The organism is Neptuniibacter sp. CAU 1671, assembly GCF_029222905.1.
Classification (GTDB): Bacteria; Pseudomonadota; Gammaproteobacteria; order Pseudomonadales; family Balneatricaceae; genus Neptuniibacter.
On record NZ_JARHUE010000001.1, the window covers coordinates 765,816 to 778,018 of the forward strand.

Below are 12,203 nucleotides of genomic sequence, written 5' to 3' on the forward strand. Positions count from 1 at the left end.
GAGCGTTATGATGATCTGGTCTGCTGGTTTTACGCTGCTAAACCGGCTCACTCTGACTGCGTCAGGTTTATTATTGTTGAGCGGCTGGCTGGCGCTGGCAGCAGCGGCATGGTTTCAATTCATGCACCTGCTGTGGCTGGCAATTCCGCTTACCTATCTGCAGTTAAGCTTTACTCAGCTTTGCAGCCAGCGCTGGCAGAAGATGAATCAGGTGATCCAGGCATTCAATGACGGCAACCTTCAGTTCCGTACTGAATACAACGGCCATGACAAACCTTTGTCTGAAAGTACCCAACACCTTTACAGCTTCGCCCGAGATTATGCTGTCAAAACACAACTGGCTGAGCAGCTCTGCAGCGAGATGCAATTCTCTACCAAAGAACTTGAGTCTCTGGCCAATCACACGGCACATGCTGCCGGAGAACAACAGAACCAGTTGCTTACTATTGCCAGTGCTTCCGAGGAGATGAGCCAGACGGTTCAGCAGATTCGCGAACATCTGTCACGCACCCACGCCAGTGCACAGGTCTCACAGCAGAATGCACACAAGGGTACGGTTCAGGCCGAACAACTGCACCATACGCTTCAGGAGCTCCGGGCACAGTTTACAGATACCAGCAACAAGATCAGTTGGCTTAACACACAGGCCGAATCAATCCAGTCCTTCGTGACTACCATCGAAACGGTGGCCGCCCAGACCAACCTGCTGGCGCTGAATGCTGCAATTGAAGCCGCCCGCGCTGGTGAAGCTGGCCGTGGATTCGCTGTAGTGGCTGATGAGGTCCGTCTGCTGGCCGCCAGCACAGAAAAGGCAACTACCGATATCACTCAGTTAGTTGAAGGCATGCAACAGGGTGTTGGCCAGCTGATTGACAGTATGAAAATCAGTGAAAACCGCCTGACCACTGGCGCCGATGACTGTGAAGAGATGCGTCAGTTACTGCAGCAGGTTGAAGATGGCAGCAGTGAAAGCCTGACCCTGATTGAAGAAGTTCACCGGGCGATTGATGAACATGCCATGGCCAGCGGCGAGCTGAGTGAAAAACTCACGGTGATCAGCAGCCTGCTTGAACAGCACTCAGAACAGGCACAATCGCTCACCGAATTGACCCATTATCTTGAAAACCTGGCCGTTAAAGCCAATCTGAGGGAGGCAAATGCATGATTGAGATCATCATTTTCAGCTTGCTCTGCAGCCTGTTTCTCTGCCTGCATCTGATCAGTCGCTCCAAGGCACGTCAGAAACTGTTTGCCAAAACCGCACTGGGTATCAGTCAGCTGACATCCGTGCTGGATCTGATCCAACACCTGCAGCGCCACCGTGGGGTCTGCGCCTCACTGACCAGCGACACCCGGATGGAACAACAGCAACTGAGCCATCAGACCGACCGACTATGGGTTGCACTGCAAAGCGATGATTACTGTGGAAACCCCTCCCGTATCCGCCTGCAACTGCAAAACTGGCAGACGATTAAGCAGAAACCTGAAAACAGTTTTATGGCGCATTGTGAGCTGATTGAAAAACTGCTGCATGAGTTAACCGAGATCGCCGATCACTGTGCCCTCACTGCAGATAACAGTCCCTTTGATCAGGAGGCGCTGTGGCAGAACCTGATCCGCCGACCACATCATGCCGAGTCGCTGGCGCGGCTACGTGGCCTCGGTGCAAAAGCCGCCCGCGATGGTCGCTGTCAGGCCTCAGTAAGAGTGCAGTTGCAGTATCTGTTACAGCAGATGAAATCAGACCCCATTGCCAACGGCAAACAGCTTGAAACTGAGCAGCTGGTCAGTGAGCAGATTCTGCAACCGGCTCAGATCAGTATCGATCCCGGTTTCTATTTTGCCCAACTGACACGTTTGATTGATGAACAGATTCAGATGACCCGGCTGCACCTGCAACAGCTCTGATCAGGCCCTCTTCTCCTGCCGTCGGCACTCACATACAATGACCAGCATCGCGGGTATCATGCCCGCGATCTGATTCATTGTGAGAGCTGATTAGTTATGCCAAAAGCATCCGAAATAAAAAGAGGCATGGTCGTTGAGATCAACGGCAAATACTATGCTGTGCAGAATGTGGATGTCCGCAGCCCGTCTTCCCGGGGCGCCAACACCCTCTATAAGGTTCGCTTCAGTCAGTTGCCTCTGGGGGGCAAATATGAAGAAACCTTTACCGGCGACGACCAGGTCAAAGAAGCCACGCTGGAACACCGTCCCTGCAGCTTTCTCTACCGGGAAGAAGACATGTATATCTTCATGGACAATGAAGATTACGAACAGTACTACCTGAGCAGCTCATCCATTGAAGCTCAGATCCCCTACCTGAGCGACGGCATGAGCAATATCACCGCGCTGATGATCGATGGCGCGGTACTGACCATTCAACTACCCACCAACATCGTGCTTGAAGTCACCCAGTGCGTACCGGGCATGCAATCCGCCAGTGCCACTGGACGTACCAAACCCGCCACACTGGCGAACGGGCTTGAGGTGCAGGTACCGGAGTACATTCGGGAAGGCGAGCTGGTCAAGATCAGCACCGAAACCGGTAAATTCATGTCCCGTGCCTGACCATGACTGAGCAGACGCCCCAGCGTATTGGCAAAACCTTCTGGGTACTCACCTGGGTCAGCCTGCTGGGGCTGCTGTATCTGTATTTCTCCAGTTATCTGGATGAGCAGAATCGTCCTAACCGTCACCTGTCGACCACCGATTCAGATCAGGTGGTGCTTAAACGCAACCGGTCAGGTCATTACGTCGCGCCGGGTGCCATCAATGGGCACAAGGTAAAGTTTCTGCTGGATACCGGCGCCACCAGCGTCAGTATTCCGGAACAGATTGCGCAGCAGATTGGTTTGAATCCCGGCCCCCGATATCAGGTGACCACCGCCAGTGGCCGGGTCGATGTGTACAGTACGACTCTGGATCAGATCCAGCTGGGCAGCATTGTATTGCAGGATATCCGGGCGCATATCAACCCGCATATGCCGGGCGATACTGTGTTACTGGGCATGAGTTTTATGCAGCATCTGGAGCTGATTCAGAAAGGCGATACGCTGACATTGCGTTACTGATCAGCCTGCAGCAGATCCAGTAACAAACCCGCCGCACGACGCAGCTCCCTGACCAGACCACGACGCCCCTGCCCACCCTGTTCCAGCGTTTCCCAGGCCTGCTGCTGCAGTACCCGTTGCATCAGCAGCACCACCCCTTCATCCTGCATCAGATGCATGATCTGTTCAGCACTCAGGAGATGCAGCGCTTGCCGCAGCAGTTTATTCAGAGCATAAACACTGCTTTCATAACTCCGGTTATGACGGATAAAGCCACTCAAATCGGAAAGATCATCGTTATCCAGCCGATCCGGGTTATCCACCTGCGCCAGAATGCTGGCAAGCAGTGGGGTCTCAAGCGTTTTCCAGTCGTCGGTCAAACGCAAGCCAAACTGACGCGCAAAACGACCTTCAGCCACGGTAACACAGGCCTGACCCGCCTCAGATAGCGGCCTGAGCAACAGGGCGGCAAAGCAGCCGCTGACGGCGTCACGCTGATTACCCAGGCGCACCATTTCGTAACCACACGCCCGCCAGAAGCTATACAGATCATCGGTCAGCGCAAAACTGGTGCCCAGATAGTCCCAGCCTTTGTGCTGAGCCGCCTCGGCTACCGTTTGCAGTAACTGGCGTCCCAACCCCCGGCGTTGCAAAGACGGGTGGACCACCAGCCGCATCACCCGGCCACAGGTCAGGCCTGCCGCCATGCGATAACCCTCCTGATGCACCAGTGTCTGTGGCAGCAGGTGTCCTCTGGGACGCCGTTCACCTGACCAGATCGCTTCTACCAGATCGTCTGGCAGAGGCCCCTCTTCAGCCACCAGCACAGCGCCTGCAACCTCGCCTGCGGATTGCAGCAACCAGATATGTAAATTGGGGCTGTCGAGCAGAATTCTCAGATCGCCCGGCGTGGTACGGTAATGCGCCAGTACCAGCAGGCCAAATAACTGCTGCAGGGTTGTGTAATCCTCGTCAAGCTGGTCGCGGTCCAGCTCGGTAACACTGAAATCGCGAATGTCATGGGAGGAAGGTTCCAGCGTGCGCAGCGGTTCCGCATTCAGTAACAGCAGATTAAAAACCAGCTGTTCCAGCGGGTCATCGCTGGCCCAGCGAATGGGCGTGGTCAGGTGGCAGCTTTTCCACTGCGGGGCTAACTCATTCAGGCGCTGCGCAAAGCGGATCGTAAACCCCTGCCCAGTGCCTTCATAACCGTGCACAGTGGAGGCAAAAACAATACGGGGAAAACGTTTCAGCAATCGAACCAGCATCGGCACCGGGATGGCCGCAGCCTCATCCACCAACAGGATCTGTCCCTCACCCGGTTGTTCCAGCAACTGTTCCGGCAGCATGAACCGGATTGATCCCTCATCATGGATCACTCCTTCATCTGTCAGCCGGCCGCTGGGCAATAATTCAGCCGCAATGTTTAACGCAGCGGTTACCGCAGAACGTTCCGGGGCGGTGAGCAGAATATCCTGATAATCGAAACCGGCCAGTTGCGCAGCGGCAATGCCCAGCGCGGTCGTTTTACCCCGCCCCCGATCCGCAGTCAGCACTGTCGGGCGCCTGCCCCGCTGTAACTGCCGGATGATCAGCTCAACCGCCTGTTGCTGATCAGCAGTAGCGCAGGGTGGCGCCGCCAGTGCCAACTCATCCACCGGAGGCGTGCTCAGATCAGAAAACAGGGTTTCACTGTCCGGTAGAGGTTGTCCCTCCTGAATAATCAGGGTGTACGGATCATCCTCCAGCAGGCGGCAGACACGACTGATAAAACGCCGCCCCACGGACTGGGTTGTATAGGGTTCAACCACCAGCGCCTGATGTTCCGGATCATCAAATTCAGGCCAGTCGGAGAGTGGCGGACAGAGCAGAATCAGCAGGCCACCACCATTCAGCGTGCCACTGATCTGACCAAAACTGTTAGGATTAAAACCATCCCAGGCATCATAGATCACAGAGGAAAGGGTCTGCCCCAGCAGACGATGCGCATCCCTTGCGGGCAGAACCTGAACGTTATCAGGTGGATGCCGCCCCAGCCAGACACTCTCGGAAGTGACTTGAGCTGATGCCATCTGCCGGGCCCATTCAGGCGAGCCGCTAAACACCAACAGACGACGATGACGCTGCTGAACCGCCTGCTCTTTAAGACGATTGATCAGCGCCGATTCCATCATGTCACAACCACCCCTGAGCGAGATCAGATACCGAAACCAAGTTCGGGTTCATCAACGGCCTCAACATAAGCTTCGTATTGGCTGCCGCCTTTGGCTTCTGCCAATTGCAGTTGTTCGCCCGCCAGCGCCATCAGGCGATCAAAATTAAGTCGATCCGAGGGCTGCAGGGTAACCAGGCCAATACTGACAGTCACATACCCGCTGGGCTGAATGGCGGCATGAGGAATGGCAGCAGACAACACCCTCTCACAGCAACGCTCGGCCAGTGCCGGGGCATTTTCGTTGGTAGAGGGCAGCACAAAGGAAAAGGTGTCGACACTGAGATGCGCCAGCATATCCCCCGGCCGGGAGATACATCCGGCCAGCACAGTGCCCAGTTTGGACAGCAGCTTTTCCTGCTGTCCCTGACCAAACTCGTCGCGGTAATCCGACAAGCCATCGACTTTCACCAGCATCAGACTCAACGGGCTGAATTCACGCACGGCCCGACCGATTTCACTTTCCAGCACCTGTTCAAAGCGGGTGTGATTTGCCAGCCCGGTAATAGGGTCTGTGACCAGGCTGGCCTCCATCTGAATACTTAGCTGGTCGCGTTGCTGACGCAGAGAATTGAACACCTGAGACTGACGCTTCTGAAAAGCCGCGTAAAAAAACGCCAGCAGCAGACCAGTCAGGAGAATCATCGCCGGCAGCCAGCTACCGGTGTAGCCCAGATAACTCTGAGAGGCATAGAGCGTCAGTTGCAGGGTTTCATCCCGCAGAGGGATCTCAACCCGGGTAACCGCCACCGGTTCGGTGACGGGCGTCTCACTGGTCAGAAGGGAGGGCTGGTTGGACAGACCCAGTTCAAAACTGACTCCCTCCGGCAGATCCATCAACCCGCTCTGCTCCAGCAATATCTGTAAACGGCTGACGGTCACCAGAAAACCGCTCTTACGTTTTGCACTGTTGATCAGCAATACACCCTGACTGGATGTGACCAGATGTGACTCAGGCTGCTGACCGGATACACTCTGGTCCAGCAAGCCCAGCAGTTGGGATTGCAAAGCAGCGGCATCAGGCTGTAACCAGCGCACCACCGGATCGGTTTCGGTGCTGGCATAACTTGCCAGCATCAGTGCAGCGGGATATTGCTGAGCCAGTAACGGCAACACGGTGGCTAATGCCCCGGGTTCGGCATTCTGGGTCTGACTGACACTGCGCAGCATTCCCGCCAGCTCAAGCTCCTGCTGCAAACGCAGACTGAACTGCTGACTCTGAGGTGTAAACGTGCCAGCAAAATCTTTTACCGCCAGATCCTGTTCCTGCTTGCTCAACAGCAGGAACGCCAGTACCGCAAACAACACCCCACAGAGCGCAAACAGCCACGTCGGATCAAGCTTCCGTTTTGGTGAGTTAACGTTTATTAATTTTTCTGCGGTCATAACCACCATCCAGCCTGTTGATCAATGCCAAGGTAGACATACAGTATGCCACCAGAATTGAGTAATCTCAGTAGTTTAGCGTTGAATGAAGAACTGAAAGACCTCTTCAAGGTTGTATTCCATCTCCCGAATGCGCTCAATCAGGGTTTCATTCAGCACCTGCCCTGCGCCAAGCAGCAAAATACCGCTGGGGCTGAACAGATCCCGGCTCAGGGTCATGCCAGGTATCAGGTCGTTACTGGTTAATTCCGCGTCATTTAGCGCCTCGCCCAGTGATGACAGGGCTTCAAGCACCTCTTTCATCTGCGCCACCACATCCTGCGAGTAACGTGAGGCAGCCCTGTCACGCAGATAACGCAACGCTTCAATATGCCCCTGTGGTTTCACAGCATAATGACCACTGATCAGCTCCACATAATCATTAACCGCGCAGAGAATCTGTGCTGACAGGCTGATCTGATCAGCCTTCAGCCGACTGGGATACCCGGTACCGTCCAGATATTCCCGGTGCTGGCGCAGAATCTGACCGGCCGCATGCAATGGCTTAACTGGCAAACAGGAGGCCTGCGCCAACAAGGGGTGGGTATGAAACTGTTTTTGCTGTTCAGCGGTCATGCTCAGGTAGGGAACCTGCAACAGCGAATCGGAAAAACTGAGTTTCCCCAGGTGCCGGAACTGCCAGGCTGTCATCAGATCTTTCAGCGCTTCGCCCTCAATGCCACAGGCGACGGCGGTTTCCCGCATCAGAGGGGTGAATTGCTGGTTTTCTCTGGAGGTTTTCACCCCCATTCTGCGCATACTCAGGTTAGACAGCATATTCACCACCGCCCGGTAACTGGCCTGCAGGCTGGTGTTCATCTGGCGCAGTTGCTCAGTGCGCTGCTGCACGCGCTGTTCGAGGGTACGGTTAAGCTGTTGGAGCTGGGTATTTTTTTCCCGCGTCATACGCTGCAGGATCGAGGCCTTGCGTTTGCCCGCAGATAACAAAAAAGCATTTTCTATGGTGTTAAGCAGCTCGTCATCGTTCCAGGGTTTAAGCATGAATCGACTGACTTTACCCTGATTAATGGCCGCCATAATGGCCGATGAATCCGCAAACCCGGTCAGCGCCACCCGCTCAACATCTGGCCACTGCTCAGCCACCTGCTGCAGGAACTGCTCCCCTGCTATCACCGGCATCCGCATATCTGAGATCACAATATCGATGTGATGGGTCTTGAGAATATCCAACGCGACCGCTGCCGAATCTGCCATAAAGACTTTGCATTGCAACGGGCGAATCACACGGTTCAGGGCATAGAGCACCTGTTTTTCATCATCAACCAGCAACACACTGTTCTCAGTGAATTTCATCGGTTTCTCCAACTGAGAAGTAATGATGCGCCTGCGCCTCAGAGCCCGCTGGCAACCTCAGGGAGAAACAACTGCCTTTACCCACAGTGCTCTGCACTTTAATTTCACCGCCATGATCCTTGGCAATGCCGTAGGAAACCGCCAGACCAAGCCCCGTCCCCTTACCCACCGGTTTAGTGGTATAAAAAGGATCAAAGATTTTGCCGAGATCACCGGAGGGGATGCCACAGCCGGTATCGCAGATTTTGATTTCGATCCAGCCATCCGTAAACCGGCTGGTCACATTGATCTCACCCTGGCCCTCAATCGCCTGCCCGGCATTCAGTAAAAGATTGAGCAATACCTGCCGAATCTGCCCTTCCTTACACTTTATGGCGGGCAGCTGATCAAGTGACTGCTTCACTTCGCAGTGATATTTCAGCTCATTGTGAATCACTTTGAGCACCGACGTCAGGGTCGCATTGAGATCCGTCACCACCCAGTCATCATCCGCACCGCTGTGAGAGAAGTCCCGCAGCCCTCTGACAATGTCACTCACCCGGCGGGTACCATCAATGGCATCTTTCAGCAGTGCCGGCAAATCATCATTAATAAAGTTGAGGTCATAATCGGACGCCATCGCTTCAATTTTAAGACGCTGTACCCGTGCCTCCTCAGGATCAGTGATACTTCCCAGCTCCGCATAGGCATCCAGCAGATTCTGGTAGCATTTGCAGTACTGCTCCAGCGTTGTCAGATTACTCATGATAAAGCTGACCGGGTTATTGATCTCATGCGCCACACCCGCCGCCAGCACACCCAGAGAGGCCATTTTTTCAGAGTGCAGCAGTTTACTCTGCGCTTGGGAAAGGTACTGATGGCTTTCTGCCAGTTGCTGGTTTTTTTCCTGCAACTCCCGGGTCCGTTGTGCAACCCGATCTTCCAGAGTGAGATTCAGTTGCTGTAACGCCTGTTCATATTCATCCCGGCGCTGATTGGTGCGATCCAGCTCTTCGGTCATGGCGTTAAAGGCTTCTGCCACTTTTGACACTTCATCATGTCCGGTCACGGGCACTTTGAACGACAGATTCCCCCGGGCCACTAACCCGGCGGCCTCGGTGAGAGTGCGTAACTGGCGGGTCAAGAAACTACCTAAGATAAAGGAAAACAGCGCCACCAGACCCATTTCCCCCAGTGCAATCATGGAGCTGCGACTCAGCGCCTGACTCAGGGTGCTGTTGATTGCACTGAGATCAAGGCCAATTTCGACCCGGCCAAAGACGGAACCTGCCACGCGAATATCCGCGGCACTGTCAAAAATACCGTCCTCTACGAGTGAAGCATCACTGTCCTTACTGAACGGCCGGGCCAGAGCCTGTTCATGACCCGCCGAGGCAAACAACACCTTATCTGGACCAAACACCCGGACATACTTGATATCCGGGTCATTTACCAGATGACCGGTCATCGCCTGCACAGACGAGAGATCCGAGGCCAGCACCGCTTCCTGGACGGTTGCTGCAAATAAAATCGCCGAGGTCTGAGCACGTTTCTCTATCGCGTCATAATTGGTGGTCCGCAGGTAATCAAAGGTCATGGCCACCAGAATCAGCAGCAACATGGCCTGAATCAGCGCCACACCAATCATTGTTTTCAGACGCAGTGAAAAATGCATTACAGATCGCCTCCAGATGACTGGGTCGATATCCATTCAACAGCGGTTGGCCAGATTCCGGCAGCCTCCAGCAACGGTTGAGAGACCAACTCATCCCAGGGAGTACCCGTCTGTTTGGCACGCCAGACCATCAACGCCACATGCAAACGACACAGCAGAGGATCAGGGGATGGTGAATATTCAGGATGATGCTGGTAACTGACTGCTGCAACAAAAGCCGGATCAAACTGCCACAGACTGAGAAGAAAACCCGCCGAACTGTCTGCGATCCGGTCCCGCTCAGTCTCAGATTGATCCAGATACTCCGGCATCAGACAAAGTAGAAGCGCGCCGATGGTGTGCAGTAACCCCAACGTGACTGACTGTTCCACCGCTTCACGGGAACAACCGCACTGCTTACTGAACTGACCCGACAGAGATGCCACCTCAAGGGCCTGCTCCAGCAGATGTGCCCGTTCGGACTCGGGGATCTGCTCACATTGCCGGAACACCCCCACACACAACACCAGATTTTTAACCAGCAGCAGACCCAGACGCACAACCGCTTCCAGCGGCGTTTTCACCGGTCGGCTGTGCGAAATAAAAGGTGAATTCGCAACCTGCATCAGTTTCGCCAAAATGGTAGGGTCCTGAGACACAATATCGGCCACATGGGTCAGCTCAACATTGTCCTGGCTCAAGTACTGACTCAATTGTTGGTAGATATGAGGTAAAACCGGCATTGCGTCCAATGCACTGAGTCGGATACGTAAAGCATCAGGAATGGGAAGATGATGCAGGCAGGCGGCGCGCTTTAATGTTTCTGCCAACGCTTCAATATCAAACGGTTTTGCCAGCAACAGATGACTGGCCTCTGCAGCCTTCACCGCCACCTCTGCCGAAGCATATCCGGTCAGGATAATTCGCACGGTGGCCGGAGAGAGCTGACTCACCTGTTTCAGGAGTTCTGTACCACTCAGACCAGACATACGTTCATCCGAAACCACGATCCAGGGCATGAACTGAGTTACCAGCTCCGGCGCTTGCAAGGGGTCAGCACAAAATTTCAGCTCCCAGTCCGGCAGCAACGTACGCAGTCCGCGCCGTAACGCATTCAGCACACTTTGCTCATCGTCCACAAACAGCACCCGCGGTCGTTCATTAACGGCGGTTTGATGTTCAGTACAGGGTTTATGCATACCCAACCTTATGGCTTAAGCCAATAACTGTTCTGCCAGCAGAACCAATTCCTGATTATCGAAAGGCTTCTGCAGTACGGCGTCGGCCCCATCCAGCAGTGCCTTTTTCAGCAGCGGCTCACCCATCGCCGAGATCACCAGGATACGGGTATTGGCAATCTCCGGGTTTTCCCGAACAAACCGGATCACGGCAGAACCGTCCATGGTTGGCATATTCAGATCAAGCGTCAGCAGTGCGGGTTTATCCTGCAGCAGCCTCGCGCCGGCATGGAAACTGTCCCGGGCCACCACCGTGTCGAAACCGGCCGCCCTGAGAACCCGCTGAATAGCACTGGCCATCGGCGCTTCATCATCCACAATCAATACGCGGTTGCTAAGTGGTTTCAACTGGGTTGGCACTGGCATGCCATGGGTGTGCAAAAACGCTCGGAAATCATCTTCAGTTACACGGTTGTTGCCACGCCCCGGCAGCTTGTAGGCCTTGAGAGAACCCCGCTCAATCCAGCGGATTACGGTGCGCAAATTCACATCACACATACCTGCAATGTCGCCTGTACTGAATGTTTTCATTCCTTACCCCTGCCACTGAATGAGTACTTGCTTGTAAATCTAGTCTTTAAATGACATTTGTGACAATAAGGACTATCAAACCCCTGTTTAAATGATGGTTTTATGTGGTCTGAAAATCACCCCGCAGGCTCATCCAAACCAGCAGAATTTTCGTAAATTGAGTGAAGATTTGCCGAGAAAACACCTGCATCAGCAGGGAATCGGCGTTAATATTGGCGGTTCACTGAAATTGGATTACCTGAATGAGCAACCCACTACAAACGTCATACCGCAACATCATCGAGTTACTGGGCGAAGACCCGGAGCGTGAAGGACTGGTTGATACCCCAAGCCGTGCCGCAAAAGCGATGCAGTTTCTAACCGAAGGCTATCAGCAGGATCTGGCCACCGTCACCAACAATGCGGTGTTCTCTTCCGACACTGACGAGATGGTGCTGGTGCGCGACATCGAACTTTACTCCCTCTGTGAACACCATGTACTGCCCTTCATCGGCACCTGCCATATCGGTTACATCCCCAACGGCAAGGTACTGGGTTTGTCCAAATTCGCCCGGATTGTGAACATGTATGCACGTCGTTTGCAGATTCAGGAAAACCTGACCCGCGAAATCGCTGAAGCGATTCAGACCGTCACCGGTGCTAAAGGGGTAGGCGTAATCATTCAGGCGCAGCATATGTGCATGATGATGCGGGGCGTACAGAAGCAGAATTCCAATATGCGCACCTCGGTGATGCTCGGTAACTTCCGCGACAACGATAAAACCCGCAATGAATTCCTGCAGCTTCTGAGAGGCTAA

11 protein-coding genes are annotated in these 12,203 nt (G+C 54.1%); 5 read left to right on the forward strand and 6 right to left on the reverse strand.

The window, feature by feature from the left end; all coding sequences use genetic code 11:
• Window positions 1–7: 7 nt before the first annotated feature.
• The 4 genes from P2G53_RS03595 to P2G53_RS03610 all read left to right on the forward strand — a co-directional run bounded on the left by P2G53_RS03595 (window position 8) and on the right by P2G53_RS03610 (window position 3,074).
• On the forward strand, window positions 8–1,165 hold the full coding sequence (locus tag P2G53_RS03595; RefSeq protein WP_275813869.1) for a methyl-accepting chemotaxis protein: 1,158 nt from the start codon (window positions 8–10) through the stop codon (window positions 1,163–1,165).
• Complete coding sequence (locus P2G53_RS03600; protein WP_275813872.1) at window positions 1,162–1,908, forward strand: hypothetical protein; 747 nt, start codon at window positions 1,162–1,164, stop codon at window positions 1,906–1,908. Before P2G53_RS03595 ends, P2G53_RS03600 begins: the two co-directional genes overlap by 4 nt.
• A 96-nt stretch (window positions 1,909–2,004) precedes the next feature.
• On the forward strand, window positions 2,005–2,571 hold the full coding sequence (gene yeiP / locus P2G53_RS03605) for an elongation factor P-like protein YeiP (protein ID WP_275813875.1): 567 nt from the start codon (window positions 2,005–2,007) through the stop codon (window positions 2,569–2,571).
• Between the two features lie 2 nt (window positions 2,572–2,573).
• Window positions 2,574–3,074, forward strand: coding sequence for a TIGR02281 family clan AA aspartic protease (locus P2G53_RS03610; RefSeq protein ID WP_275813878.1), 501 nt, complete (start codon window positions 2,574–2,576; stop codon window positions 3,072–3,074).
• On the opposite strand, the gene P2G53_RS03615 is transcribed toward P2G53_RS03610, so the two are convergent.
• The 6 genes from P2G53_RS03615 to P2G53_RS03640 form a co-directional block, all read right to left on the reverse strand.
• The gene (locus P2G53_RS03615) at window positions 3,068–5,227 is read right to left on the reverse strand and encodes a GNAT family N-acetyltransferase (protein WP_275813881.1); all 2,160 of its coding nucleotides are present in this window, start codon (window positions 5,225–5,227) and stop codon (window positions 3,068–3,070) included. The genes P2G53_RS03610 and P2G53_RS03615 overlap by 7 nt on opposite strands.
• Before the next feature lie 23 nt (window positions 5,228–5,250).
• Window positions 5,251–6,651, reverse strand: coding sequence for a diguanylate cyclase (locus P2G53_RS03620; RefSeq protein ID WP_275813884.1), 1,401 nt, complete (start codon window positions 6,649–6,651; stop codon window positions 5,251–5,253).
• Between the two features lie 75 nt (window positions 6,652–6,726).
• The gene (locus P2G53_RS03625) at window positions 6,727–8,004 is read right to left on the reverse strand and encodes an HD domain-containing phosphohydrolase (protein WP_275813887.1); all 1,278 of its coding nucleotides are present in this window, start codon (window positions 8,002–8,004) and stop codon (window positions 6,727–6,729) included.
• Window positions 7,991–9,658, reverse strand: coding sequence for an ATP-binding protein (locus tag P2G53_RS03630; protein WP_275813890.1), 1,668 nt, complete (start codon window positions 9,656–9,658; stop codon window positions 7,991–7,993). The genes P2G53_RS03625 and P2G53_RS03630 overlap by 14 nt, the downstream gene beginning before the upstream one ends.
• Window positions 9,658–10,836 carry an HDOD domain-containing protein gene (locus P2G53_RS03635; protein ID WP_275813892.1) on the reverse strand — a complete coding sequence of 393 codons (1,179 nt, stop codon included), beginning with the start codon at window positions 10,834–10,836 and terminating at the stop codon, window positions 9,658–9,660. Before P2G53_RS03635 ends, P2G53_RS03630 begins: the two co-directional genes overlap by 1 nt.
• 15 nt (window positions 10,837–10,851) lie before the next feature.
• On the reverse strand, window positions 10,852–11,406 hold the full coding sequence (locus tag P2G53_RS03640) for a response regulator (RefSeq protein ID WP_275813895.1): 555 nt from the start codon (window positions 11,404–11,406) through the stop codon (window positions 10,852–10,854).
• Between the two features lie 242 nt (window positions 11,407–11,648).
• On the opposite strand from P2G53_RS03640, the gene folE reads away from it, so the two are divergent.
• On the forward strand, window positions 11,649–12,203 hold the full coding sequence (gene folE / locus P2G53_RS03645; RefSeq protein WP_275813898.1) for a GTP cyclohydrolase I FolE: 555 nt from the start codon (window positions 11,649–11,651) through the stop codon (window positions 12,201–12,203).